The 26,732-nt window shown below is 69.6% G+C and carries 20 protein-coding genes; 5 read left to right on the top strand and 15 right to left on the bottom strand.

Annotation, left to right across the window (positions count from 1 at the left end):
* Nucleotides 1-196: 196 nt before the first annotated feature.
* From FK256_RS10580 to FK256_RS10570, 3 genes are read right to left on the bottom strand one after another with little or no spacing between them, the layout of a single operon-like run.
* Nucleotides 197-2,410 (bottom strand): ABC transporter permease, encoded by a 2,214-nt coding sequence (locus FK256_RS10580; protein WP_141424740.1) that lies wholly within the window; start codon nt 2,408-2,410, stop codon nt 197-199.
* Complete coding sequence (locus FK256_RS10575; RefSeq protein WP_141424739.1) at nt 2,407-3,261, bottom strand: ABC transporter ATP-binding protein; 855 nt, start codon at nt 3,259-3,261, stop codon at nt 2,407-2,409. The genes FK256_RS10580 and FK256_RS10575 overlap by 4 nt, the downstream gene beginning before the upstream one ends.
* On the bottom strand, nt 3,258-3,782 hold the full coding sequence (locus FK256_RS10570) for a PadR family transcriptional regulator (RefSeq protein ID WP_021609883.1): 525 nt from the start codon (nt 3,780-3,782) through the stop codon (nt 3,258-3,260). Before FK256_RS10570 ends, FK256_RS10575 begins: the two co-directional genes overlap by 4 nt.
* A 214-nt stretch (nt 3,783-3,996) precedes the next feature.
* Between FK256_RS10570 and FK256_RS10565 the strand changes: the two genes are divergently transcribed.
* From FK256_RS10565 to fepB, 4 genes are read left to right on the top strand one after another with little or no spacing between them, the layout of a single operon-like run.
* Entirely contained in the window at nt 3,997-5,049 is a 1,053-nt protein-coding gene (locus FK256_RS10565; RefSeq protein WP_244936363.1) for a FecCD family ABC transporter permease, read from the top strand.
* The gene (locus tag FK256_RS10560; RefSeq protein ID WP_141424738.1) at nt 5,046-6,164 is read left to right on the top strand and encodes a FecCD family ABC transporter permease; all 1,119 of its coding nucleotides are present in this window, start codon (nt 5,046-5,048) and stop codon (nt 6,162-6,164) included. Before FK256_RS10565 ends, FK256_RS10560 begins: the two co-directional genes overlap by 4 nt.
* The gene (locus FK256_RS10555) at nt 6,161-7,117 is read left to right on the top strand and encodes an ABC transporter ATP-binding protein (RefSeq protein WP_141424737.1); all 957 of its coding nucleotides are present in this window, start codon (nt 6,161-6,163) and stop codon (nt 7,115-7,117) included. The genes FK256_RS10560 and FK256_RS10555 overlap by 4 nt, the downstream gene beginning before the upstream one ends.
* Before the next feature lie 17 nt (nt 7,118-7,134).
* On the top strand, nt 7,135-8,211 hold the full coding sequence (gene fepB / locus FK256_RS10550; RefSeq protein WP_141424736.1) for a Fe2+-enterobactin ABC transporter substrate-binding protein: 1,077 nt from the start codon (nt 7,135-7,137) through the stop codon (nt 8,209-8,211).
* Nucleotides 8,212-8,307: 96 nt separating this feature from the next.
* On the opposite strand, the gene FK256_RS10545 is transcribed toward fepB, so the two are convergent.
* The 9 genes from FK256_RS10545 to FK256_RS10505 form a co-directional block, all read right to left on the bottom strand.
* Nucleotides 8,308-8,814, bottom strand: a complete 507-nt coding sequence (locus FK256_RS10545) for a ClbS/DfsB family four-helix bundle protein (protein ID WP_141424735.1) — start codon at nt 8,812-8,814, stop codon at nt 8,308-8,310.
* 57 nt (nt 8,815-8,871) lie between these two features.
* Nucleotides 8,872-10,443, bottom strand: coding sequence for a peptide MFS transporter (locus tag FK256_RS10540; protein WP_141424734.1), 1,572 nt, complete (start codon nt 10,441-10,443; stop codon nt 8,872-8,874).
* A 188-nt stretch (nt 10,444-10,631) separates the two neighbouring features.
* Nucleotides 10,632-12,242, bottom strand: coding sequence for a peptide MFS transporter (locus FK256_RS10535; protein WP_244936361.1), 1,611 nt, complete (start codon nt 12,240-12,242; stop codon nt 10,632-10,634).
* 342 nt (nt 12,243-12,584) lie between these two features.
* Nucleotides 12,585-13,853, bottom strand: coding sequence for an alpha-hydroxy acid oxidase (locus tag FK256_RS10530; RefSeq protein ID WP_021607609.1), 1,269 nt, complete (start codon nt 13,851-13,853; stop codon nt 12,585-12,587).
* A gap of 238 nt (nt 13,854-14,091) precedes the next feature.
* On the bottom strand, nt 14,092-15,594 hold the full coding sequence (locus FK256_RS10525) for a mannitol dehydrogenase family protein (RefSeq protein ID WP_483396355.1): 1,503 nt from the start codon (nt 15,592-15,594) through the stop codon (nt 14,092-14,094).
* Nucleotides 15,595-15,855: 261 nt separating this feature from the next.
* Nucleotides 15,856-16,506, bottom strand: a complete 651-nt coding sequence (locus FK256_RS10520) for a LutC/YkgG family protein (protein ID WP_141424732.1) — start codon at nt 16,504-16,506, stop codon at nt 15,856-15,858.
* On the bottom strand, nt 16,506-18,269 hold the full coding sequence (locus FK256_RS10515) for a LutB/LldF family L-lactate oxidation iron-sulfur protein (protein ID WP_141424731.1): 1,764 nt from the start codon (nt 18,267-18,269) through the stop codon (nt 16,506-16,508). Before FK256_RS10515 ends, FK256_RS10520 begins: the two co-directional genes overlap by 1 nt.
* Nucleotides 18,266-19,096: a (Fe-S)-binding protein gene (locus FK256_RS10510; protein ID WP_009234784.1), complete on the bottom strand. Its 831-nt coding sequence runs from the start codon at nt 19,094-19,096 to the stop codon at nt 18,266-18,268. Before FK256_RS10510 ends, FK256_RS10515 begins: the two co-directional genes overlap by 4 nt.
* A gap of 475 nt (nt 19,097-19,571) precedes the next feature.
* On the bottom strand, nt 19,572-20,252 hold the full coding sequence (locus FK256_RS10505) for a GAP family protein (protein WP_141424730.1): 681 nt from the start codon (nt 20,250-20,252) through the stop codon (nt 19,572-19,574).
* 179 nt (nt 20,253-20,431) lie between these two features.
* Here FK256_RS10505 and FK256_RS10500 point away from each other — a divergent pair, with 179 nt between their 5' ends.
* The gene (locus tag FK256_RS10500; RefSeq protein ID WP_141424729.1) at nt 20,432-21,049 is read left to right on the top strand and encodes a TetR/AcrR family transcriptional regulator; all 618 of its coding nucleotides are present in this window, start codon (nt 20,432-20,434) and stop codon (nt 21,047-21,049) included.
* Between the two features lie 255 nt (nt 21,050-21,304).
* Here the strand turns inward: FK256_RS10500 and FK256_RS10495 are convergent, their stop codons facing one another.
* The 3 genes from FK256_RS10495 to FK256_RS10485 all read right to left on the bottom strand — a co-directional run bounded on the left by FK256_RS10495 (nt 21,305) and on the right by FK256_RS10485 (nt 26,515).
* Nucleotides 21,305-22,141, bottom strand: coding sequence for an RCC1 domain-containing protein (locus FK256_RS10495; RefSeq protein ID WP_141424728.1), 837 nt, complete (start codon nt 22,139-22,141; stop codon nt 21,305-21,307).
* A gap of 264 nt (nt 22,142-22,405) precedes the next feature.
* Complete coding sequence (locus tag FK256_RS10490) at nt 22,406-24,082, bottom strand: L-lactate permease (RefSeq protein ID WP_141424727.1); 1,677 nt, start codon at nt 24,080-24,082, stop codon at nt 22,406-22,408.
* A gap of 324 nt (nt 24,083-24,406) precedes the next feature.
* Nucleotides 24,407-26,515, bottom strand: coding sequence for a heavy metal translocating P-type ATPase (locus tag FK256_RS10485; RefSeq protein WP_021607224.1), 2,109 nt, complete (start codon nt 26,513-26,515; stop codon nt 24,407-24,409).
* Between the last annotated feature and the right edge of the window lie 217 nt (nt 26,516-26,732).

Raw genomic sequence — 26,732 nt, 5'->3', positions numbered from 1 at the left:
GCAGATCGGCTCCGGGCACCGGGGGTTGTTCTCCCCGGTGCCCGGCTGTGAAGGAGGGACTTGTGTCCAAATCGGTGACAAAGGAGCTCAGAGGCCATCACTCCGCCAAAAGAAACCGCGGAATCATGCGGTTTTCTTTTCCGCAACTGAGCCCGGTCAAGGCCTTTGTCACCGATTTGGACACTACCGGCCGTTGCTACTCGAATCGGACGGTGGTGCTGGCCAGCATGCGGCGGCCGTAGCGGGCACTGACCAGGGTCGCCACCGCTACCAGTACCAGACACGTCCCCAGCACCAGCCAGTAGCCGCCGTCCGGCCAGCTGATATGGCGGCCCGAGACCCCGCCGACAAGAGACCACGCGGTCAACCATCCCAGGCCGATGCTCATGACCAGAGCCGTCGCCGCCGGCAGTACCGTCTCGTAGGAGACCATGGAGCGCAGTGTCGCCGGCGGCATGCCGACCAGTCGCAGCAGGCCGAGGACCCGCTTGCGGCCCAGGAGCGCCGCCACCGTCGAGACCCCGAGCGACACCGTGGAGATTCCCGCGGCGATGAGGATGCCGATGTATCCGAGACGGGCGAACTGGTTCTCCATGGCGCTGGCCTGGATGCTCTGGATCGAGTTGGGCGAGGAGGGGGAGGCGCCCAGCTCGAGATCGGAGGTGGCCAGGGCGGTACGGGCCCGCTCGACGGCCCCGGGGCTGGCCGGGTCGGTGCCCACGAGGAGAATGGGCGCGCCCTGCTCACGGGCGGTCGCCAGATCCTCGGCGCCGACCGGTGACGGCGAGGCGGCCGCGTTCTCATACAGCCACCGGGTACTGATGCTCACCGCGCCGTCAGGCGCCTCCACGTGCGGCGCCCCGAGGGTCTCCGCCTTGTCGGCCTCGAGGATGACTCGACCCTCCTGCCTGGAGTCTCCACTGATCCGTCCCACCGCGACCGTCGTCACCCCGGGGACGGCGGCGAGCCGGTCGACGGCGCTCTCCAGGGTGCCCTCGTCGCTGACCGCAGGGATGGCCTCAAGCGTCGAGGGGGACAAGTGACCGTTGCCTTGAGTGATGTCGCGGGTGCCCGCGGCGACTGTGATGGCGACGGCGAAGACCGTCATGGCGTAGACGGCGATAACAACGCCCGCCACTGCTCGGAAGACCGCCCGGGGGTGCCGGGCGATGCGATTGAAGCCGATCACCTGTGCCGCCGATCGGGCCAGCGCCCGACCGCCTCGCGCCACCCACCAGGTCAGGACCGGTCCTGCCCACAGCAGCCCCAGCATCGCGCACAGGAAGGAGATGGGCAGTAGGTAGATGGTCAGTGCGGACTCCTGGTGGGCCACTGCGGGGGTGCTGACCAGCCCCGCCATCCCGAGGATCACGGGCGCCAGCGAGATGAGGCGGGGCCGGCGCTCGCTGCGCTCCCGGGACCCGCCCAGAGGGCCGACATCGGCCCGTCGCGTGCGCCACCAGGCCACGGCCGCCGCCCCCGCCGTCGTGACGGCGACGGCGAGGACCGCGTTGACCGGTGAGCGCAGCAGATCGGAGTAGTAGAAGCGGCTCGACCCCAGTGAGATCTGCGCGGCCACGGGAATCATGACCAGGTAGAGCGCCACACCCGCCAGGGCGCCGACGAAAGTGGTGGCCCCGATCTCCAGGGCCGCGGTGCGGGCCACCTGCTGGGGCGTGGCCCCGATGAGGCGCAGCGTGGCGAAGCGCTCGGCCCGCTGCGCCGCCCCCAGGTCGGTGACGATCCCGACGAGCAGCAGCGCGGGCACGAGCACCGCGATGGCGCCGATGAGCATGGCGATCCGATAGGCCTCGTTCTCGTAGGGAATACCCGTGAAGGCGGTAACCACCTGGGGAGGGATGTGGGACTGAGAGGCGGCCACGGTCCCCAGATCCGTCCCGATGACGGCCACGAGCGAGTCCGGGCCCTCGACGGCGTCGGGGGCCAGGACACCCACCTGCTTGCCGTAGCGGTCGCCGAGCTGGTCGGCTGGAAGGGAGGCGATGCGCTTGGCCAGGGCCGGTGAGGCGAGGTACTCGCCCTGCTTCGGCACGACGTCGGAGCCCGGGATCCTCACCGAGGTGGTGCCCGACTCCGGCAGGGCCACCTGCAGGACCGTGATCGTCTCCGGGCCCACCGTGTCGAGGTTGCTGGCGACGGCCAGCTCGCTGTCCTTCAGAACGTGGTCGGGCTGGAGGTCCGTGTGGCTCGACTGCTGGGAAACGCCGGGCAGGAGGGCCGTGGACGCCCAGCTGGAGCGCAGGCTGCGTTCGGGGAAGGCCTGGGCGGCGGCCAGCAGCATGAGGAACAGCGCCACCCCCACCATGACGCCGGCGACGATCCCGGCCAGGCGGCGCCGGGCGGAGCGGTCGTTGGCGACGAGCAGCCTGGTCAGGGCGATGCGGCTCATGACCGGCCCCCGGTGGCGGCGTGCCTGGGCTCGCTCGGGCCGGAGCCGGCCTGCGCGGTGCCGGAGCCGATGCGGCCGTCGCGTACGGTGACCTCCCGGTCGGCGTAGGCGGCGATGCGCGCGTCGTGGGTGATGATGACCAGGCTGGCGCCGCGAGAACGTACCGAGGCCAGCAGCACCTCCATGGTCCGCTCGGCGGCCAGGGAGTCCAGGGAGCCGGTGGGCTCGTCGGCGAAGAGGATGCGCGGACTGGTCACCAGCGCCCGTGCGACTGCGGCCCGCTGCGCTTGCCCGCCCGAGAGCTGGGTGGGGCGCTTGTCCAGGTGCTCGCTCAGGCCCAGCTCGACCAGGGTCTCGCGGGCCCGGGCCAGGGCCTTCCTGCGCGGGGCGCCGGCCAGGAGCAGGGGGATGGTGACGTTGTCCAGGGCGGAGAGGTCCGGCAGGAGCTGGCCGAACTGGAAGATGAAGCCGAACTCGTTCAGACGCAGGCGGCTGCGGGCGGCCTCGTCGAGCGCAGCGATGTTCACAGCGATGTCTTCAGCGACGTCCGTCGCGCCGCCTCCAGGCGACTTGCCTCCGTGGTAGCCGACGCTTCCGGCATCGGGTACGAGGACCCCGGCCATGACGTGCAGGAGCGTTGACTTGCCCGAGCCCGATGGGCCGGTGACGGCCAGGACCTCACCGGCCAGGAGGTCCAGGTCGACGCCGCGCAGCGCTCGGGTCTGCCCGAAGCTCATCTCCAGGCCGCGGGCGCGCATGAGGACCTCGTCCGGCAGGCGCGCCCCGCCCTGTCCAGGAGCGGACTCGGCGCCGGCGGATGCGTGGGCGGCGGTGCTGATGGCGGCTCTCATGAGCGCACCTCCGTCCGCAGCTCGCCCAGGCGGGCCGCGGTGGTCTCCATCCAGCGCAGGTCGGCCTCGATGTGGAACAGGGCGTGGTCGGCCAGCAGCACTGTGCGCAGGTCGCCGTCCTGCTTGAGACGGGTCAGCTCGCGCATGCGCGCCATGTGCTCGGCGCGCTGGAGGTCGAGGAGACGGTCGGCGTCGTCGTCGAGCATGAGGGCGATGATGGTTTTGGCGAAGATGTCGGCCTGGACGTCGCCGGCAGGAGTGACAGGGGTCAGCAGCCACTGCTCGACGGTCTCGCGGCCGGCATCGGTGACCTCGTAGCGCTTGCGCTCGGGGCCGGCGCCGGGCTCGGACTCGACCTGGGTGATGAGCCCGTCGCGCACCAGGCGGGCGAGCGTGGCGTAGACCTGCCCGTAGGCCAGCGGTTTGGATGCGGCGAACCAGTGGTCCCAGGAGCGTTTGAGGTCGTAGCCGTGACCCGGTCCGGCACTGAGCAGGCCGAGGAGAGTGAGTCTGGATTCCATGCTCGCGACTATACGCTGAGTGTATACACGCGCGACATACTCCGTGAGGAGGAGAAGCTGGACTGCGGCGGTGCACCTGTATCGGGGTGGTGGGCCTGCGCCACCCGGGACATGCAGGCCCGGGCTGTCGGGCCGGTCGACCCGGGTTTGACAGGCGTCGACCTCCCCTTTAGGTTAGGCATGCCTTTGTAGTAGATGGTGTGGGGGAGGCCCGATGCCGGAACGGGTTATCAGGGAGGGCACTCACCCCTTTCGCCCCCGTCCCCGCCTCAGCCCTCTCCTCCGGCGCCCGGCCGTCCTCCTGGCCGCAGCCATCTTGCTGGCCCTGTGCATCCTGGCCTCCCTGTTCGTCGGCTCCTCCAGGATCCCCGCCGACCAGGTCGCCCACTACCTGCTCCACCCGGACGCCTCCAACGTCTCCTACAACATCAACGTCCTGCGCGTTGAGCGCACCATCATCGGCGTGCTGGTCGGAGCGGCCCTGGCGGTGTCCGGCGCCGTCATGCAGGCCGTCACCCGCAACCCCCTGGCCGAGCCCGGGCTGCTCGGCGTCAACGCCGGCGCCTCTCTGGGCATCGTGCTGGGCACCGCCGCACTCGGCGTCCTCCCAGTCCCCGGCCAGCTGCTCCTGGCGGCCAGCGGCGCCCTAGTCGCCACCGCGCTCGTCCAGGTCATCGGCATGATCGGCGGCTCGACCTCCTCGCCGGTGCGCCTGGTCCTCATCGGCGTTGCCTTCTCGGCCTTCGCCGGGGCGGTCATCCGCGGCGTCGTACTGACGATGCCGAACCTGTTCCGCACCTTCATCGACTGGGAGGTCGGCTCCCTGACCCGCGCCGACATCCCCCTGCTGCCGATGACGCTCCTCGTGGCCCTGGGAACCGGCGCGGCCCTCCTCCTGGCCGGCGCCCTGGACAATATCGCCCTGGGCGACGACGTCGCCGTCGCGCTGGGCACCCGGGTCGGCCTCGTGCGGGGCTTGAGCCTGGCGGTCATCACGCTCCTGTGCGCCACTGCCACCACGGTCGCCGGCCCCATCGGGTTCGTCGGGCTCATGGCCCCGCTGACGGCCTCCTGGCTCATGGGGCCCCACCGGGGATGGATCGTGGCCCTGTGCGCGCTGGGCGGTCCTGTCGTCGTCCTGGCCGCCGACGTGCTGGGGCGCGTCCTGGCCCGGCCCGGCGAGATGCAGGTCGGTCTGCTGACGGCCTTCGTGGGCTCGCCCGTCCTGCTGCTCATGGTCCTGCGGATGAAGGACCGGGCCTCATGAGGGGAGACAGACTGAACCGTGCCGCCGCTGCGGTGCATACTCCCGCCGCTACCGGCCCGCGCCGCAGCTTCCACGTGGGGACCGACGCCGGACGCCTGTGGATAGTCGTCGGCCGCTGGTCGGTGCTCATCACCCCGCGCCACGTCGTCGTCGGCCTCATGCTGCTGGCGCTCAGCCTCGCAGTCGCCGTCGCCGCCCTGCGCCTGGGGAAGTTCACCGTCTCCACCCAGGAGGTCATCGATGCGCTCCAGGGTCAGGGACGCAGAATCGTCCAGATCGTCATCGTCAAGTGGAAGCTGCCCCGGATCCTGCTGGGGCTTGTGGCGGGCCTGGCCCTGGGTGTGGCCGGGGCCGTCTTCCAGACCATCACCCGCAACCCCCTGGGCTCGCCTGACCTCATCGGCTTCAGCACCGGAGCGCAGACCGGGATCCTGGTCAGCGTCCTGCTCCTGCCCGGCGGTATGTTGTCCGCCTCCCTGGCCTCCTTCATCGGCGGCGCCGCCGTAGGGATGGTGACTTACCTCGTCTCCCTGCGCGGCGGGTTCACCGGGCTGCGCTTCATCCTGGTGGGGATCGCCATCAGCTCGATGCTCATCTCGGTCAACCGCTGGCTTCTGGTGCGGGTCGACGACGACGAGGGCCTGGGTGCCCTCAAGGCCATCACCGGCACGCTCGGGGCGGCCCGGTGGCCGGTGGTCGCCCCGACCAGCCTGGCCATCGCACTCGCCCTGGCCCTGATGCTGCCGGTCGCCCGGCATCTGCGGGTTGTGGCGCTGGGTGAGCAAATGGCTACCGTCCTGGGCAGCCCCACCCGCCGTGTCGGCGCCGTCCTCATCCTGTTGGGCACGGTGCTGGTGGCGGTGGTGACGATGGCCGCCGGCCCCATCGGCTTCGTAGCCCTCGTGGCGCCCCACCTGACCCGGTTCCTCACCGGCTCCCCGCAGCCCCCACTGCTGGTCTCCGGCCTGACAGGGAGCCTCCTGCTGGCGGGCGCCGACCTGCTCAGCCAGCTGGTACTGGAGTCGATGCCCGTGAGCGTGGTGACCAACGCCGTCGGCGGCCTCTACCTCATGGTGGCGCTGACCGCGACGGCGCGTGGAAGGAGATCCCTGTGAATGGACCGACCACCGAGCAGCCCACCAATCCGCCTACTGCCGCTGGACCGGCCGCCTCCGAGGTGCGCCTGACCGCCCGGAGCGCGACCCTCGCCTACGAGGGCCACGTGGTCTCCCGGGACCTCGACGTGGACATTCCGGCAGGCGTCTTCACCGCCATCGTCGGCCCCAACGCCTGCGGGAAGTCCACACTGCTGCGCGCCCTGGCCCGCCTGCACCGGCCCGCCCGGGGCGCGGTCCTGCTCGACGGTGCCGACATCGCCCGCCTGGGCACCAAGGAGGTCGCCCGCCGGGTCGCCCTGCTGCCCCAGAGCGCCGTCGTCCCCGGAGGCATGCTGGTGCGCGACCTCGTGGCCCGCGGCCGCTTCCCCCACCAGGGCATGTTCCGCCAGTGGTCGCGAGAGGACCGGACGGCCGTCGAGGATGCCATGGAGATGGTGGGCGTCACCGAGCTGGCCGCCCGCCCCGTCGACGAGCTCAGCGGAGGTCAGCGCCAGCGCGTATGGATCGCCCTGGCCCTGGCCCAGGGCACCGAGACGATCCTCCTGGACGAGCCCACCACCTTCCTTGACCTGGCCCACCAGGTCGACATCCTCCAGCTATGCCGCCGTCTCAACGCTGAGGGGCGCACGGTGGTGGCCGTCCTGCACGACCTCAACCAGGCCGCGCGCTGCGCCGAGCACATGATCGTCATGCACAACGGCCGGGTCCGCGTCACCGGCTCCCCGCGCCGGATCCTCACTGAGGACCTCGTCGACGAGGTCTTCGGACTGGCGGCCGTCATCGCCCCGGACCCAGTGGCGGGCACCCCCATGGTGGTGCCCCGCCACCTGGGCGCGGTCACGCCGGCCAGCACCGCCCCTGCTACGGCCCCCGCTGCCGCTCCACAGCCTTCTGCCGAGCTCGCCTCGGCAGGTACCAGCCCGACTGCTCGCTCCCAGCAGGACGGATAAGAAAGGAACACAGACAGATGAACGCATCCACGCGGCGCGCCCGCCGCCTGAGGCAGGGTCTCGTCGCCGTCGTTGCCATGGTGCTGAGCACCGGCCTGGCGGCCTGCGGCTCCTCCGGTTCGACCTCCACGTCAACCGCCGCTGGCTCCGCGGGGGCCTCTGGTGCCGCCTCGGCCGGAGCCTCCGCCGAGGCCACCTGGCCGGTCACCATCAAGGGGGACGACGGCGTCGACGTCACACTCAAGGCCGAGCCCAAGAGCATCGTGTCCACCTCGGTGACGCTGACCGGATCGCTCCTGGCCATCGACGCCCCGGTGGTCGCCTCGACGCCGGCCAAGAAAAAGGACGAGAAGACCGACGACAACGGCTTCTTCACCCAGTGGTCAAAGCAGGCCACCGACAAGGGTGTCAAGGCCATCGACGGCACCGAGGACAACCTCGCCCAGACGGTCGCCGGCGACAACCCCGACCTCATCATCGTTGCCAAGACGGGGCAGGACTCGGCCGTCAAGGTGGTCGAGAGCCTGCGCCAGCTCGAGGTCCCGGTCCTCGTCATCGACTACGGATCGCACTCCTGGCAGGACGTCACCAAGACCCTGGGCCAGGCCACCGGCCGCCAGGCCAAGGCCGACTCCGTCGTCAAGGACTACAGCACCAAGGCGGAGAAGGCCAAGGGCGCCATCGCCGTCCCGCAGGGGGCGACGTCGGTCTTCACGGTCCCCGGGGACGGCACCAAGGGCGCCAACGCCTTCACCGAGGAGGCCCCGCAGGTCCAGCTCCTCAAGGACCTGGGCTTCACCATCGCCACCGTCCCCGACAACGTCAAGGGCGACCAGTCCATGGGTGACCGCAAGGACATCGTCCAGCTCTCGCCCGAGAACGTCCAGGCGGGACTGACCGGTGAGAACTGGGTGGTTATCGCCGCCGATGAGACAGCGAAGAACGCCGTCACCAGCAACGAGACCTTCAGCTCGGCAGCCCCGGTGACCGGAGGCAAGGTGCAGTACATGCCGCCCTCGTCCTTCCGGCTGGACTACTACTCGGCCCTCGAGATGCTCGATGCCGTCCAGAAGGCCTACCCCAAGGCCGCCTGATCCAGCCTGATCCGATCAGAGACAAGGGCGCCCCGGGCCGAGAGCCCGGGGCGCCCTTGTTCTTTGAGTCCTCCCAGGGTTGAGCGATCCGAGTGCTCAACCGCGCTTCCAGGCGCGGATCTTCGCGCGGAAGGAGGTGAAGGGCGCCACCGTGTTGATATGCACCCACTTGGCCACCGGCCAGGCCGACGGCGTCGAGGAGGCCCATGCCCGCTGCCCGGAGGTGAAGAGCTCGTCTCGGCTCAGCGATGTCACGAGGGCGACGACGCCGTCGACCCTCTCCCGAAAGGCCTCCCGAAGCTGGGGCAGCGAGGCGTCGCGCCACTGCTCGTAGAAGGAGCTGTTGAGATCGCCGAGCTGGTTCCACCGGTAGCCGGGCGCGGGCGTAACCACCTCGCGCCCCGCCCGCTCGTCTCGCTCCCAGCCCAGCAGCAGGTCCATCCACCCCAGCTGGTAGGCGAGCATCTGCGCCGGGGTGCGGTCCGCGCCGTCCTTGAGCGTGTGGAGCCCGGAGGCTGGGACGTCGTCGAACTCTGCGACGAACAGTTCGGCGCGTTTGCGGATCTCGGCGATGAGCTCCTCGCCGGAGGTGTAGCTCTTCATGACGGCCCTCTTTTCCATCGTCTCCCCACCGGCCCGCCAGCGGCGGCCTAGCCGTGCCTAGTCCTGGGAGGTGACCCCGACGTCGGCCATCTTCCGCTCCGTCCAAGGAGCGACGACGAACAGGATGATGGCCACGGCGACCGTCACGACGCCCAGACCGTAGTAGTAGGTGGAATTCGCGACGTGCTCCGTTCTGGAGATGATGAAGCCGGCGAGCCCTTGGCCGGTGGCTGTCGTCAGCAGCCACAGGCTCATCGTTTGGGAGGCGAAGTTCTTGGGCGCCAGTGCCGACGTTGTGGACAGTCCCACCGGGGACAGGAAGAGCTCGGCGACGGTCTGGATGATGAAGACCACGGCCAGGAACCACCAGGGGGCCAGCTTCGCGCCGCCGGTCCAGGTCTGGAAGCCGTAGCCTAGGATGAAGGCCGATGTGCCGATGGTGAGCACCGAGATCGCGAACTTCATGATGGTGGAAGGGAACCTGCCTGCCCGCCGGGTGAAGAGCCAGCCGATGAACGGGGCCAGAATGACGATCGTGGCCGGGTTGATGGACTGGTAGGTCTCCGGGCTAACGACCCATCCGATCACCGGGATATGACCGTCGGTGTAGTCCTTGGCGAAGGTGGCCATCTTGCCGGCCGCCTGCTCGGAGATCATGAAGAACAGGACCGCGCCGATCCACAGGGGGATGTAGGCGCGCAGGTGGGAGCGCTCGCGGGCCGTGACCTTGGGCGAGCGGAACATCAGCGCGAAGTAGCCCAACGCCGCACCGGTCGGAATGATGAGCATGGTGGTGGAGATGGCGTCCAGTAGGCTTCCGGTCAGAGTGCTGAGGACCGCGACAAGCGCGGCCGTCCCCGCCACGATCAGTACCGATACGAGCACGAACCTCTTGCGCTCCTCGGGGCGGATGGGGTTGGGAACGGTGAAGGCGAAGGCCGAGAGCTTGTGGCGGCCATAGACGAAGGCGATCAGGGCCACCCCCATGCCGACGGCGGCCGAGGAGAAGCCGGCATGGTAGCCGTAGCGCTCGCGCAGCCAGCCGGTCACCAGCGGAGAGGCGAGCGACCCGACGTTGACCGACATGTAGAACAGTTGGAAGCCGGCATCACGCCGCGGGTCATCGTCGTCATAGAGACCCCCGACGATCGTGGACAGGTTCGGCTTGATGAAGCCGGTGCCCACGGCCACCAGGACGACACCGAGCCAGGAGGTGGCCACCACGGGGATGGACAGACAGATGTGCCCGGCCATGATGACCAGGCCGCCGTAGAGGGTGGACAGCCATGGCCCGATGACCCGGTCGGCGAAGATACCCCCGGGGATGGCCAGCAGGTAGACGGCGGCGCTGTAAGAGGCCAAGATGACCTGGCCGGAGTTGGCGCTCAGGCCGAGGCCGCCACTCGCCACGGTGTCGGTGATGAAGTACAGCAGGATGGCGCGCATCCCGTAGTAGGAGAAGCGCTCCCACATCTCCACATTGAGCATCCAGGGCAGGCCCCGGGGGTGGCCGAACAGCCCCCGGTCCTCCTTCGACGGCGTCATGCGCAGGGTGGCGGGCCGCCAGCGGCTGGTGATTATCCGGCCGGTGGCGAGATCGTCCTCGACGGGAGTCGGGGTCGTTGACATGAGACTCTCCCTTCCTGCGGTCGGGTGAGGAATGCGACCGGACCATCGGTGTCCAGTACGAACCGCAGGTACCCGTGCACCTTACTCCGACCGTGCAGTCGATCGGGGAGAAATACGAGGATAATCAGGCAGGTGATTCCCGCCGAGGCGGGGTGGGGCTACTCGGCGAGACGCTGGTCAGTCGCGGTTCACTCGGCAGTGGCCGTCTCGACGTCGGCCATCTGCCGCTGCGTCCACGGGGCGACAGCGAACAGCACCAGGGCCATGAGCAGTGTGGCCACGCCCAGGCCGTAGTAGTAGGTGGCGTCAGAGAGGTGCTCGGTCTGGGCGATGACGAATCCGGCGACGCCCTGCCCGGCGGCGACGCTGAGCCACCACAGCCCCATCGCCTGGGAAGCGAAGCTCCTGGGGGCCAGGGCGGTCGTCGTGGCAAGACCGACCGGAGTCAGGAAGAGCTCGGCGACGGTCTGGATGACGTAGACCAGCGCCAGGAACCACCAGGGGGACAGGTCCTGTCCGCCCGGCCAGATCTGGAATCCGTAACCCAGCATGAGCGCCGAGAGCCCGACGATGAGCACCGCGATGACGAACTTCATGATGGTGGAGGGGAACTTGCCCGCCCGTCGGGTGAACAGCATGCCGACCAGCGGAGCCAGGAGCACGATCGCCGCGGGGTTGACCGACTGATAGGCCTCAGCGGTGGTCGACCATCCGAAGAAGGGCAAGCGCAGGTCCGTGTTGGACTCGGCGAAGGTGGCCATCTTGCCGGCGGCCTGCTCGGTGATCATGAAGAACAGGACTGCGCCGATCCACAGGGGGATGTAGGCGCGCAGGTGGGTTCGCTCGGGGACGGTCACCTTCGGGGAGCGGAACATGACCACGAAGTAGGCCACAGCCGTACCGACCGGGATGAGCAGGCCCGCCGTAGCGACGGTGGTGACCAGGTTGCCGGTGAGCACCTGGAGGACTGCGACGACGACGCCGATGGCGACCAGGACCCCGAGAGATCCCAGAAGCAACCGTTGGCGCTCCTCGGGGCGGATGGGGTTGGGGACGGTGAAGGCGAAGGCCGAGAGCTTGTGGCGGCCATAGACGAAGGCCGCCAGAGCGAAGGCCATGCCGACGGCGGCCGAGGAGAAGCCGGCGTGGTAGCCGTAGTGCTCGCGCAGCCAGCCGGTGAGCAGGGGAGAGGCGAAGGCGCCGACGTTGATGGACGTGTAGAACAGCTGGAAGCCGGCATCGCGGCGGATGTCATCGTCGTCGTAGAGGCCGCCGACGATGGTCGTCAGGTTCGGTTTGATGAAGCCGGTTCCGACGGCGACCAGGACGATCCCCGTCCAGGACGTGACTGTGGTGGGGATGGTCAGGCAGATGTGCCCGGCCATGATGACCACGCCGCCGTAGAGGGTGGACAGCCACGGCCCGATGACCCGGTCGGCGAAGATACCCCCGGGGATGGCCAGCAGGTAGACGGCCATCCCGTAGAGCGCGATGACGACCTGTCCGCTGGTGTCGCTCAGGCCCAGGCCCCCATCGGCCATCGTGTCGGTGATGAAGTACAGCAGGATGGCGCGCATGCCGTAGTAGGAGAAGCGCTCCCACATCTCCACATTGAGCATCCAGGGCAGGCCCTGGGGGTGGCCGAACAGCCCCCGGTCCTCTCTCGACGGCGTGGTGCGCAGGCTGCGAGGCCGCCAGCGGCTGGAGATGAGACGGCCGGGTTGGGCGAGGTCGTCGTCCTCGAGGTCGTCGACCGTCGTCGCGGGACCTGACATCGGGTCTGACGTGGACTGTGCCATGGCGCTGTCCCTTCCTCAGGGCGGTGGTCGCTCGGAGCTGACCGCAGGGGTGATCCAGGGCGCTGGGTGGTTCGTCTCGCGCAAGGAGGCCCAGACCCGTCGCCAAGGAGAGATGTGAGTCTGTCGAGACCATAGCGCCCGGTCTGTTTCCGGCATGCTTCCGGTTCTCGTCAGGACGCCGGTGGCCCCGGAGAGGGGACCACTGGGGTCGCCTCTCCGGGGCCACCGGGTGCCGCCCGCGCACGGGCGGCCAGTAGGGATTCCTCCGCGGAGCGGAGGGCAGGGGGAAGACCGGGCGAGCCCCGAAACCGTCCGTCAGGTCCGGGCGGGGCCCGCGCAGGGTCAGCGGGCGACGGCGTCGGCCGCCGCCTTGACCCGCGGGCGCACCGGGGCCAGGCGGGTCAGCTGGGTGACGTGACGCGGCTCGAGCTCGCCGATGCTGGAGACGCCCAGGAGCTTCATGGTGCGGATGACCTCGTCGGAGAGGATCTCGATCATGCGGTCCACGCCCTCACGGCCGCCGGCCATGAGACCGTAGAGGTAGGCGCGGCCCACGAGCCCGAACTTGGCGCCCAGGGCGAGAGCGGCCACGATGTCGGCGCCGTTCATAATGCCGGTGTCCACCATGATCGTGGCGTCCTTGCCGACCTCCCGGACCACCTCGGGCAGGAGGCGGAAGGGGACGGGGGCGCGGTCGAGCTGGCGTCCGCCGTGGTTGGACAGCAGGATGCCGTCGACGCCCAGGTCGATGAGGCGTTTGGAGTCCTCGACGGTCTGCACGCCCTTGATGACGATCTTGCCGGGCCACATGGAGCGGATGACCTTGAGGTCGTCGTCGCTGATGGTGGGATCCATAGCGGCGTCGAGCAGCTCGCCCACGGTGCCGCCGGTGGATTTCAGGGAGGCGAACTCCAGCTTGGGCGTGGTCAGGAAGTCGAACCACCACCACGGGCGGGGGATCGCGTTGAGGACGGTGCCGGCCGTGATCTGGGGCGGGATGGAGAATCCGTTGCGCTTGTCGCGCAGGCGGGCCCCGGCCACGGGGGTGTCGACGGTGAACATGAGGGTGTCGAAGCCGGCCGCGGCGGCGCGCTCGACCAGCCCGTAGGAGATCTCGCGCTGGCGCATGACGTAGAGCTGGAACCAGTTGCGTCCGCGGGGGTTGGCGGCCTTGACGTCCTCGATGGAGGTGGTGCCCAGGGTGGACAAGGTGAAGGGGATCCCGGCGGCGCCCGCGGCCCCGGCCCCGGCGATTTCGCCCTCGGTCTGCATGAGGCGGGTGAAGCCGGTGGGGGCGATGCCGAAGGGCATGGCGGAACGGCCGCCGAGGATCTCGCAGGAGGTGTCGACGTCGACGGCGGGGCGAAGGATGTCGGGGTGGAACTCCACATCGCGGAAGGCCTGGCGGGCGCGGCGCAGGGAGACCTCGCCCTCGGCGGCGCCGTCGGTGTAGTCGAAGGCCGCGGCCGGTGTGCGCCGCTTGGCGATCTTGCGCAGGTCCCAGGTGGTCAGCGCGGCGTCGAGGCGTCGGCGCTTGGGGTTGAACTCGGGCGTCTTGAAGTGGAGTAGCTCGAAGATCTCGCTCGGGTTGGGAAGCTGGCGCTTGACCATAGGAACCTCATCAGTGAGTCGGATTCTGGATGCTCCGCACGGTGCGGAGTGCTCGCAAGAGGCGACTGGCCTCCGCAGCCCAGTCCTGAGTCCCACGAGCCACTTCATGCTATGGGACAAAGGTCACCAAAGCAAGGTAAGCCTTAGCAATCTTTGCGGTGGTGGGGGTGGCCGGAACGTCTGCGATGCGGTACTCGCCGGTGCGGTGGAATCTGCCCGCCGGGAAGCTGGCGCACCTCTACGCGTCGGATGTCCCCGTCGACCTGACGGGCCGGGGCTGAGCCTCTCGGGGACCGCCGGCCAGGGCCCGCAGGCGCGCCCGAGCCCCTTCGCGCCGCAGGGCGTCCAGCTCCTCGATGAAGGTTCGCCGGAAGCGCTCATCGGTCGCCAGCTCTCCGAAGACGCCCTCGTGGGAGATGAAGGCGGTCTCATGGCCGGCCTTCTGCGCGGCCGCCAGGGGCAGCAGCTCGTCGGCCAGCGAGTCGTCGATGACGATCGCCCCGCCGTTCTCATCGACGCCCTCCTCGCCCAGCGCCCAGGCGGCCACCATCGCCGCTCCCAGGCGGATCGGCCCGCCCGCGGTGAGGTTGTCACGCACCGTGCCCAGGACGAACTTCGGCATCCGGCCGGAGGCGTCCTGCGCCAGACGGAAGAGCGTGTCCGCGATCGCCTCGTTGGTGAAGCGCTCGAAGAGCGCGTCCACGTAGTCGTTCAGGTCTATCCCCGGCACCGAACGCAGCGTCGCGCGGGCCTCGCGCTCGAGGTAGGCGCGCACCCACCGGGAGATGTCCGCATCCGCGGCGGCCTCGTGCGCGTATTCGATCCCCAGCAGTCGTCCCCAGTGGGCCAGCCCCTGGTGGGAGGCGTTGAGCAGGCGCAGCTTCATGAGCTCGTAGGGCGTGACGTCGTCGACCATCTGCACCCCGACCTCCTCCAACGGGGGCCGCCCGGAGGGGAAGTCGTCCTCGATCACCCACTGGGAGAAGGGCTCGCAGACCACCGGCCAGGCGTCCTCGACGCCGAGCTTGCGCCGCAGCTCGGCGATATCGGCCACCGTGGTCCGCGGAGTGATCCGGTCGACCATGCAGTTGGGGAAGGCGACGCTGGCCTCGATCCAGTCGGCCAGCTCCGGGTCTCTCATCGCGGCCTGGGAGACGACCGCCGTGCGCGCCACCTTCCCGTTGCCGGGCAGGTTGTCGCAGCTCATGACCGTGAACGGTGCGGTCCCGGACTCCCGACGGCGCCGCAGCGCCTCAACGATGTAGCCGAAGGCGGTGACGGGCCCGCCCGGGTGCTCGGCGTCGTACACGGCTCCGGGAGAGTCGGTGCGGAACTCGCCGGTGGCGTCGTCGACGTTGTAGCCGCCCTCGGTGACCGTCAGCGAGACGATCCGGGTGGTCGGCGCGCTCATGAGAGTCAGGAGGGCCTCGGGGGCGTCGGGGGCGAAGAGGTAGTCGTGGATGGAGCCGATGACCACCGGGTCCCGCAGTCCGCCGGGATGCTTGAGGATGAGGGTGTAGAGGTGGTCCTGGCCCTCCAGGGCGTCACGCATCCGCGCGTCGCCGGGCAGCAGTCCGACGCCGCAGATCCCCCAGTCCAGGCAGGAGCCTTCCGGGGAGGTGCTCCCGGCGCCTTCTCGGAGGCCGGTCCCGGCGCGCCTGCGCATGAGCCTGTCGAGGTAGGCGGCTTCGTGGGCGCGGTGGAAGCCGCCCACGCCGATGTGGACGATCCCGGTGGTCATGGAGGAGCGGTCGTAGTCAGGGGCAAGGGGCGACTCAGTCAGTGAGATGGTCAAGAGATGTCCTTTCCGCGCTGCCGCCGATCATCTCCAGTCAACTCCGCCTCCACGGAAAACGGGTGCGCACATGCCCGGGGCGGCCCCGCCGAGCCGGCCTACGCATCCCGCCCATCCGTCGGAACCCTTGCGGGAACTGGCGAAGAACCGCGTCGCCCGACCGGTGTACGGTCGGGCGACGCGGAGAACGGATGCGCTTGACGAAGCTCAGTGCGCAACGACGACGCGCAGGTTGCGCGGGCCGTGGACGCCGTTGACGCGCACCAGCTCGATGTCACTGGTGGCCGAGCCGCCGGCGATCCACGTCGTCGGGCGCGTGGGGTGCTCGCCCAGGATGTCGACGGCCTGCGGCACCGTCGGCACGATCGACTCGCGCTCCAGGACCACGACGTGCTTGTCCGGCACCAGGGAGATGGCCCGGCGGCCCTGGTCGGGCTCGCCGTCGAGGATGATCGTCCCCGAGATCGAGATGCCCACGCGCGAGCAGGTCACCACGGCGTCGATCTCGTTGAGGTCGAGGGTGGCGATGGCCTTCTTCCGGGAGTCCTCCACCACGGTGCGCCCGCCCCTGGCCGCCGCCTTCTTGTAGGCCTCCGGCAGGCCGTCCGGGACGACGACGGTGCGCGCCTCGCCGAGCAGCTCGTCAATGGCATCCAGGATTGCGGCGTCCTTGGGGGCAACGATGACGCTGGCCGAGTAGTCCTCGAGCTTTTCGATCATCTCGTCGACCACGGGCTTGGACCCCGGAGGGTTCTCCCCGGAACGGATGTAGTTGCGGGGGATCGGCCCCACCGGCCGGGTCTGGGACCGAGAGATCGCGTCGCGGGCGCGGGCGAGGATCGCTGATTTGGCGTCCATCACTGTTCCTCCTCACTGGTCGGACCGGCCGGGGCCTGGGGCGCGGGCGCTCCCGGGGCGATCGGCTCGGGGTTGACGATGGCCGAGCGCGCGTCCAGCGCAGCCGGGGCGGGCTCGCCGTCGGCGCTCGCGCTGCCGGGCACTTGCCCGGAGGCGGACCCGGGGACCGGCCTGCCGGGAGGCGGGGGCGGATCGGCCGGGAAACCGTCGCTGGCGTCGTGGCCGCGGTCGGTCCTGGAGCCGGCGGCCCCGCTCACCGGGGTCTCGCCATCGGGGTGGGTGCGCCGCCACCACTGGCGGAAGGTCTCCGAGGGTGCCACTGGCAGGTCGCGCGCCCCGGTCCACAGGGAGGCGGGGAAGGGCAGGGCTCCGATCTTGCCGTCCTTGCCGCCCAGCAGCGCCGAGGCCTTGACCGTCTCCGAGGCCGCCGCCCACAGCGAGCTTTTCGACATCACCGGCGCCGAGACGTTCATCGCCACGTCCCACACGTCCGGCACCGCGCGGCGCTTGACGTCCACCGAGCGGGCCCGCAGGTGGATGAGGATTGTGGGGATGTCGATCTTGACCGGGCACACCTCGCCGCAGGCCCCGCACAGGGAAGAGGCGAAGGGCAGGGTGTGGACCGGGTCGTCGTCGGCCAGGCCCTGGGTGAGCTGGGGGGTCAGGATCGAGCCGATCGGGCCGGGGTAGACCGAGCCGTAGGCGTGCCCGCCGGTGTGCTGGTAGACCGGGCAGATGTTCATGCACGACCCGCAGCGGATGCAGGCCAGGGCCTGGCGGCCCACCGGGTCGGCCAGGGTCTTAGTGCGCCCGTTGTCCATGAGCACCAGGTGGAACTCCTTGGGGCCGTCGCCCTCGGTGACGCCGGTCCACATGGAGGTATAGGGGTTCATGCGCTCGCCGGTCGCCGAGCGCGGCAGGAGCTGGGAGAAGATCTCCACATCCTGGAAACGGGGCACCAGTTTCTCGATGCCCATGAGGGTGATGAGCGTGTCCGGCAGGGTCAGGCACATGCGCCCGTTGCCCTCGGATTCGAAGATGGAGACCGTGCCGGTCTCGGCCACGCCCATATTCGTGCCGGAGACGGCCACGGAGGCGTGCAGGAACTTGTTGCGCAAGTGGGAGCGGGCCGCGGCCGTGAGCTCCTGCGGGTCGTCGGAGAGATCCTCGGGGGCGTCGTCCATGCGGTCCAGGAAGATGCCGCGCACCTCGGAGCGGTTGCGGTGGATGGCGGGCACCACGATGTGCGAGGGCATGTCGTCGGCGAGCTGGACGATCATCTCGGCCAGGTCCGTCTCGTGGGCCGTGATGCCCCGGTCGGCCAGGTACTCGTTGAGGTTCGTCTCCTGGGTGGCCATCGACTTGACCTTGACGACGTCGTCGACCCCCTTGGAGGCGATGATGCCGGCGATGATCCGGTTGGCCTCGGCGGCGTCGCGCGCCCAGTGGACGATGCCGCCGCGCGCGGTCACATTGGCCTCGAACTGCTCTAGCAGCTCGGGCAGGCGCGAGGCCACCTCGAACTTGACGGCCTCGGCGGCGTCGCGCAGGTCCTGCCAGTCGGGCATCTCCGCCACGCGCTGGGCGCGCTTGGTGCGGATGGTGCGGGTGGCGTGGCCCAGGTTGCGGCGCATCTGGGTGTTGGCCAGCGTCTTGTGGGCGCCCTCGGGGAAGGTGTGCCCCCACCGCAGCGTGTTCTCGGGCTGCTCGACGTCGGTGCGCCAGCCGCCCGTGTGGGGCATGCCCAGGAATACCTGTGTCATCGTGCCACCGCCTGTGCGTGTTGGGAGTTCTCGGTGTGCTGGACGTGCCTGGGGGCGAAGGAGATGTTGCCCTCGAAGGGCACGTCCTTGGTAGAGGCCAGGATCTCGGCCAGGTGCATGATGCGCACCCCGGAGTTGACGCGCGACAGGCCGCCGCCGATGTGCATGAGGCAGGAGTAGTCGCCGGCGCACAGGACCTCGGCGCGCGTGGACATCACGTTGCTCATCTTGTCGGCGAGCATCGCGGTGGAGGTCTCGGAGTTCTTCATGGAGAAGGTGCCGCCGAAGCCGCAGCAGACCTCGGCGTCGGGCAGGTCGATGAGGGTGAGAGCCTCGACGGCCTTGAGGAGGCGGTAGGGGCGGTCGCCCACCTTGGCGATCCGCATCGAGTGGCAGGTGGGGTGGTAGGTGACCGTGTGGGGGAAGTAGGCGCCCACGTCCTCGGTGCCCAGGACGTCGACGAGCAGCTCGGTGAGGTCGTAGGTGTGGGCGGCGATCTGCTCGACCCTCTTGGCCAGGGCCGTGTCGCCCACGTGCTCGGCCACGAGGCCCTGCTCGTGGCGGGCGGCGCCGGTGCACGAGCCCGAGGGGATGACGATGGCGTCCCACTCGCCGTCGAGCACGGGGGAGAAGGTATCCACGTGGTTGCGGGTGATCTTGGCGGCCTGCTTGAAGTAGCCGGTGTTGGCGTGCATCTGGCCGCAGCAGACCTGTCCCTCGGGGAAGCAGACCTGGTGGCCGAGCCGCTCCAGGATGGTGACGGTTGCCTGCGCTGCCTGCGGGAACATGGTGTCCGCAAGACAGGTGGCGAAAAGGGCGATTCGCACGATATGCCTCCACGACGTCGTAGGTGACAGTGTCTTCACGAGGACCGACCCGGACTGCCTGTATAAGGGCGGGGTCTGTTGCGGCCTCGTCTGTGTCTCAGGCTACGGGCCGACGGTGGGGGTCATCTGACGACGTCGGTCTCCTGGCCGGTCGGTCTCGTTCTCCGGAGTAGGTTTTCCGGCGAGATGGTGCAGATCTGTGTGCGTCGGGGGTGGGTTGATCAGGGGGTGTTTGCGGCGTGTGGGAGGTAAGTCCTAGACGCGGATTGCGTCATGCATCACTGCCCTTAACCGTGTCGGGTCTCGGAGAGGCTCTGGCGGGAGTGCGGCCGGCGTCGTCGAGAACGCACTTTTGCCGCGAGGACGTACCTTTGCGGCGAGGACTGCGTTTGCCGCCAGAATGCGGGTGCCGGGGAGCAGTTGCCGGTGGGGGAACGCAGTCCTCGGCTCAGAAGTACGTCCCCGATCGGTGCAGCTAACTCAACAGGCCCAGGGCGCCTGCACTGCGCCCGGCGAGGTGGAGACCGAGGATCGCCGCGATCCACAGGAGGGTGACCTTAGCCTCGTACTCCAGCCTGGGGGCGATTCTTGCCAGCTTGGGTAGAAAGCGCTGCCCCAGCGTATCGGCCAGGATGAGCAGGACGAGGGCGGGGGCGATCATGACCAGGCAGTACAGGATCAAGGTGACGATCCGTACCGGCCAAGCCTCTGGTGAGGAGGCAATGATTCCGGTCGTCGCGATGTAGGGAACCATGGTGGCGGCTTCGGCGAGCGAGGCTCCCAGTCCCAGAACGACCATCGCCCTGGCCGAGGCGGGAGTGGGCCGGCTTCCCAAAGAGTCTGTTCCGGGTTCGGGCTTGGCCGGGTCAGGGCTGAGGATGCCGAAACCCGCCAGCACCACACCGATGACGAGGGTCGCCCACTGTGCCGTCCCGGTTCGGGCCAGGCGTGCCGCGGTGGAGCTGATGAGGTCGAAGCCGGCCACCAGGGCGATCCCGAGGCCGAGATACACCAGGCACACGGTGGTCAGGTAGATGGCCATCGGCCTGCGGTCCACGCGATGGCTGCGCACGACGAGCGCGATCGGGATGGCCAGTGTGCCCAGGCTGGTGGAGTCCAGCAGGGCGAGTCCTGCGAGTGTGGCGGCGTGTTCCATGGGGCACCTCGCTCGTTGACCGACTGTTGTCGTACGACCGTATGACGATTCTCGTACGATCGTATGGGGGATAGTCTGGTGAGGCAACCGCTATTGAGCGCCCGAGAAGTCGGTGGAAGTAACGATGGTGGAGGGCGCCTGCGAAGGCACGGAGACGGAAAACCACGGAGGGTGGTGTCATGGACCAGGAAACGGACCAGCGATCGGTCCTCTATACCCTGATGTCACCGGCGGCGAGCATGACCGCTGACGCCACCATCGCGATCATCGCCGAGCAGGGCTTCGACCGGGTCAGTGTTCGCAGCGTGGCCGCCCGGCTCGGCGTCGCCCCGGGCACCGTTCAGTACCGCTCGCCGAGCCGGCGAACTCTGCTGACCGACGCCCTCGTCCGCTCCGTCCAGCGCCAGGCTGGCCGTGTGGTCTCTCATGAGGTCGACCCCGCGCAGCCGGAGACTTTGGTGAGGGCTCTTGCCGAGCTTCTGCCGACCGGGGCCGTGCAGCGCGAGGACGCGGCTGCCTGGGTCGCCTTCGGAGCCGCCGCATCCACCAGGCCCTGGCTGGCCGATCCGTACTGGGAGGCGCTCCAGGTCATGCGTACCTGGGTCGAGGGTGTTATGGCCGACGCTCGGAAGGCCGGTCGTATGCGCGCGGACCTGTCACCCGCCGAGGGAGCGCGCCTGGTGACCGCCGTCGTCAACGGGCTGACCCTCGACCTGCTCAACGCCCCGCCAACGGAGTCCGACGAGGTGATCGGCCAGCTGCGCTTGGGGCTGGGCCTGATCCTGCGAGGCCTGTGAGACCTGTGATGCCCGCGAGGACGTCGGCGACTGCGTAAGAGCACGAGACCCAGAGAGAATGTGCAGCTACGCGGCCCACAACTGCGGTAGGGCCGAGCTCAGGATGTCAGTGCCGGCTGGCATGATTGGGGGCGCCTCCTTTCGGCTCCTTCCTCCGGAACACGTGCAGTGTCCTGGCCGGGGAGGAGAGGAGCTGGGAAGGAGCCGCGGTGCCTCACGTAGAACTGCCCGCGACGTCAGTGGACCGTGCGGGGCTCAGGCGAGGGACCAGGCCCCGACCTCGAGCTGTCCGTGGCTGTTGCTGCCGGTGGCGACGACACCGCCGTCTGCGCGGAGCCCCACGGTGTGGGCCGCGCCCGCTGCGATGGCCACGATGTCGCGCCAATGGCCCACAGCGCACTGACCGGCCTCCGATCTGCCTGTTGCGATAACGGTGCCGTCGGCCTTGAGACCCACACTGTGGTGGCTGCCCGCCGCCACGGCGATGATGTCGGTCCAGTGCTCGATCCCGGCCCAGAACTCCGGGTGTCCAGCCGCGCGAACAGCGCCGTTCTCCAGCAGGCCAATGGTGTGGAGGTACCCCGCGGAGACCGCGCGAACTCGGTGCCAGTCGTGCACCTCGCACTGGCCCGCGGCGTTGCTGCCCGCAGCGCAGACGCTTCCGTCGGCACGAATGGCCACCGTGTGCCAGTCGCCGCAGCTGATATCCGCGATCTCGCTCCAGCGGTCGACCTGCCGCTGCCCCTCGGTGTCGCGGCCGGTTGTCACCAGCGTCCCGTCGCCCCGCAGTCCCGTACTGAATCTCCATCCTGCGGCAACGGCGACGACACCATGCCAGTCCTGGACATGGCACTGACCCTGCGCGTTCCATCCGCATGCCAGAACCGTTCCGTCGCTGCGGAGCCCCAGTGTGTGAGAGCGCCCGGTGTTGCTGGCCGCGTGAACATTGCCGGCCGCCACGGCGACCACGTCCCGCCACTGCGACACACGGCACTCTCCGGCGGAATCTGCTCCGACGGCGACCACTCGACCGTCGGGGAGGCCCCCGACGGTGTGCCTGCGTCCTGCGGCCAGGGGAGCATGAGCTGTCACGGCAGCCTCCTTCGGTCTCATCCCAGCAGAACCACCTTGCTTTCGCCACCGCAGCCGCCGTCGAGAACGTACTTTTGCCGCGAGGACTGCGTTTTCCTGCAGATTGCAGGTGTCGGGGATCAGTCGTTTGCAGGAGATCGCAGTTCTCAATCGAGAAGTACGTTCCCGATCCGACGTCGGAGCCCGAATGCACGCCCGCGCCCCCGGAATCGCGAAGGATCTGGGGGCAGGGTGCGCAGTAGCGGGGGTGAACGGTCGGCAGCCTCAGATACCCAGCCCCACCTGGGAGGCCAGGAGCACGAGCGCGCCCAGCACCACCAGCAGCCCGATGGAGTAGGGCGCCGCCTTTTTGAGGATTTCGGCGTCCGTGCCGGGGGCGTCCACCGCGGTCGAGGCGATGGCCAGGTTCTGCGGGGAGACGATCTTGCCCAGGCCCCCGCCGATCGTGTTGGCGGCCAGCAGGATCCTCGGGTCGAGCCCGGCCCCCTGGGCGGCGGTGGCCTGCAGGTTGGCGAACAGGGCGCCCGCGCTGGTCGCCGAGCCGGCCACGGCGGTGCCCACCCAGCCCAGGACCGGGGAGAGGAAGGCGTAGGCAGCGCCCGTGGCCGCCAGGGCCGCGCCGATCGCCGAGGTCTGCCCGGAGAAGTTCATGACGTAGGCCAGGGCCATGACGGCCGCGATCGTCAGGATCGCCATGCGCAGCGTGTAGCAGGTCTTGGCCAGGGTGGCCAGGCCCTTGCCCACGCTCATCTCGAACTTGCCCGGTACCGAGCGCGTCGCGTAGACGAAGGTGACGATGATGGCGGTCAGGAAGATCCAGGTGCCCGGGTTGGACAGGGTCTGAAGCGTGTAGATGGCGCTCTTGGAGGCCTCGCCCTTGGCGTTCAGGAGCTGGCCGTACACGCCGGGCCACTTCACGGGCAGGTCGGTGGCCTTGAAGACCTTGTCGAGATTGACGCCCAGGGTCCACAGCTTGGTGGCGGCGATGATGACGACCACCAGGATGTATGGCAGTAGGGCCAGGATGACGCGCTCGCGGTCGGGGGTGTCGTCGGCGGCCACCTGGGAGCGGTACTCGTCAGGGGTCTTGGGGGTCCACACCAGCAGGAAGATGTAGGAGGCCGCCAGGCCCAGCAGGGAGGCCAGCACGGCGGTGAGCTCATACGAGATCGAAGGGGTGAAGAAGTGGCCCACCCCGGTGGCCAGTCCCGCCACGATGGCCAGCGGCCACAGCTGCTTGACGCCGCGCATCCCGTCGAGGATGAACAGCAGGATCAGCGGGATGAAGGCGCAGAACACCCAGGTCAGGTGCCCCATGGCGGTGGCGACTGTGACCGGGTCCTGCCCGCCGAGCTTGCCTGCCGTCGTGGTGGGGATGGCCATGGCGCCGAAGCCCACGTTGATGGCGTTGCCGACCATGACGACGACGGCGGCCTTGAGCTTGGGCAGCCCCAGGGTCGCCACCATGGCGGCGGCGATCGCCACCGGGGCGCCGAAACCCGCCAGCCCCTCGAGCAGACCGCAGAAGGAGAAGGCCACGATGAGGGCCTGAGCGCGCATATCGCCCTTGCCGATCGCATTGAACACGGCCCGCAGGTCCGTCGAACGGCCCGAGACGTCGGTGAGGTTGTAGAGCCACACGGCCGCAATGATGATGTAGACGATCGGGACGAAACCCATGGCCATGCCCTGGGTGGCGCTCATGACCGTCATGCCCACCGGCATGTGGAACAGGGCCACGGCGGTGAGCGCCGCGACCACAAGGGAGATGATCGCGCACCAGTGGGTGGCCACCTTGAACACGCCCATGAGGACGAAGAACACCACCAGCGGCAGCAGGCCCACCGCGGCGGTGAGGTAGACGTTGCCGCCCACGGCGGTGGTCGACGGCGTGAAGGCGGCGGGCAGGCCCGCCAAGGCTGACTGGACGGCTGGCGTCATGGCTACTCCACTGTGAGTACTGATGAGGTCGGCCAGGTCGCGGACGGTGCCGGGCAGGCAGCCGCGGTGCTGCTTCCTGGGTACTAAGGCCTAACGATCATGCCACGGACATGGTGACTTGTGCACCATCTGGTGCGGTAGGTTACTGCTTCCGTGCACGCTTCCGGGTGAAAGTGGAGGAGGAGCCGGCCACGACCGACGTCGTCAGAAGAACCCCGGCGCGTTATTGCGTCCGAGGTCGTGCGCTAAATTCCTGTGCTCTGAGGCGTGGGCGGCGCACGGGCGCTCCGACCCCGGCGGGATCGCGGCGGGTGGAGAGCCGGTTCAGCGCCTGCGGGCCGGGCGGGGGACCAGGCGCGCCGAGTTGAGGATGAAGGCGGATTCGGAGACGACGTGCACGAGCGCCGCGGCCACCGGTCCCAGCAGTCCGAGCCCGGCGGCGATCATGCCGGCGACGTCGACCACGACCGTGCCCGCGAAGTTCACCATGATGATGCTCCGGGCCCGGCGGGCCACCCGCACGGTCTCGACCAGATCGGCCGGGTCGGAGCCCACGAGCACCACGTCCCCGGCCTCGCGGGCCACGTCCGTTCCGGTGCCCATGGCGATGCCGACATCGGCGGCGCTCAGCGCCGGGGCGTCGTTGACGCCGTCGCCCACCATGGCCACGCACCTTCCCTCCCGGCGCCGAGCGCGGATGACCTCTTCTTTGTCAGCAGGCAGGAGCCCGGCGCGCACCTGATCGGGCGCCAGGCCGAGCGCGTGGGCCACGTGGGTAGCGGAGGCGGCCGAGTCGCCGGTGAGCATGAGGACCTCCAGGCCCATGCCGCCCAGGTCTCGCACCGCGCTGGCCGCCCCCTGGCGCAGCCGGTCGGCCAGGGCGATGGTGCCCAGGAGCCGGCCATCTGCCCTGACCTCCACCACCGAGGTGGCCGACGGCGCCTCCGGGTCGGAGGCGGTATCGGAGACGATAGCGGCGTCGTCGGCGGTGTCGGCGGCGCTGGCGGTCTCCTGGACCGCCTGACCCGCTCGGTGCTCCCGCCCCTCCCGGCGCCCCACGGTGATCCAGCGCTCCTTGACGCGGGCGCTCACCCCGGCGCCGGGGGAGTAGATGACGTCGTCGGGCACCGGCACCGTCAGGTCGCGCACGGCGGCCTCGGTGCAGATGGCCCGGCCGATCGGGTGCTCGGAGTTCCACTCCGCCGCGGCCGCCAGGGCCAGGACCTCGTCCTCGCCCGCAGCGGGTGCCGCAGTGGACTCCGCAGTGGACTCCGCCATGGGATCGGCGGTGGGCTCCCCAGCGGGTTGCGCGAGATTGACGGCGACGACGCGGGGCGCGCCCGCGGTGAGGGTCCCGGTCTTGTCCAGCACCACCGTGTCCACCGCGGAGAGCCTCTCCAGGTGGGTGCCGTCCTTGACAAAAGCCCCGCAGCGGGCAGCCCGGGCGATCGCGGCCAGAACCGCCAGGGGTGTGCCCGCGGCCACCCCGCAGGCCCCGGCCACGATGATCACCGAGATCGTGGCGCGCGCGTCCCGGGTCGCCAGGAAGGTGACGAGGGCCGCCGCCAGCGCCAGGTAGACGATGCGGGCCGCCAGGCGGTCGGCCAGGCGCTGGACCGGCGCTCGCGAGGACTGGGCGCGGCGCACCGCCGCCACGATCCGCCCGTAGGAGGAGTCCTCGCCGACCCGTTCGACCTGAAGTTCCAGGGCTCCGCGCGTGATCGACCCGGCCGGGACCCGGTCTCCCGGCCCGACCTGTACGGGCAGCGACTCCCCGGTGATCCGGGACTGGTCGACGTCGGCCCGGCCGGTGCGTACGACGCCGTCGACCGGCACCCGGCCTCCGGGGCTCAGGGCGATGACCTGTCCCGGGCGTACCTCGTCCAGGGGCACCTCCGAGGTCTCGGTGCCCTGCGGGCCGGTCATCACCCGAGCGGTCTGCGGCAGGAAGGACATGAGGTCGGTCAGGGCGTCACGGCCCCGGTCCATCGACAGATCCTCGAGGACCTCGGCGCACAGGGCGAAAACGGTCACGGCCAGGGCCGTCACCCACTCGCCGATCACGGCGGCGGCCACGATGGCCAGCAGCATCGACAATTCCATGCTCATGCGCCGCTCGCGCAGCTCGCCGGCCGCTTCGACGACGAGTGGCCAGCACCCCACCGCCAGGGCCGCCGTCCCGGCGACGGCCACCAGCCGGCTGGGAGCTCCGGCAGCGCTCGCGGCCCACACGCCCAGGGACGCCAGCCCCACTACCGCGATACGCGCGATGTCGGCCCACTCGATCCGGTCGATGATCCGTTCGCCGGTGGTCGCCCTGTCGCCGCCGGGGCCTGTGAGGTCATCGGACTCATCAACGGGAAGCGCCGGTGTGGATGCGGACGGGCGCTGCGCGGGCGGATGAGAATGGGCGGCGGGGGGATGAGCCGTCATAGGGTGACTCCTCGCGAGGGGGAACGGGAAGGGTCCCCGCAGGTCAGGGCGGGGATCACCACCCAAGAATCTACCGGCCAGTCACGGGGTGCGACAGTGTATGTCAGTACTAGTGACGCGCCCCGGCGCCGCCGGCGGCGCCGGGGCGCTGCATGTGGGAGGAGGACGCGTCTTAGCGCCTGCCGAGACGGAGCCGGGCGACTACCGCCCGACCCGC

It is taken from the genome of Actinomyces johnsonii (genome assembly GCF_006546835.1).
GTDB lineage: Bacteria > Actinomycetota > Actinomycetes > Actinomycetales > Actinomycetaceae > Actinomyces > Actinomyces johnsonii.
The sequence above is the reverse complement of the archived record's forward strand: the minus strand, read 5'-3'. Positions and strand labels throughout refer to the sequence as shown.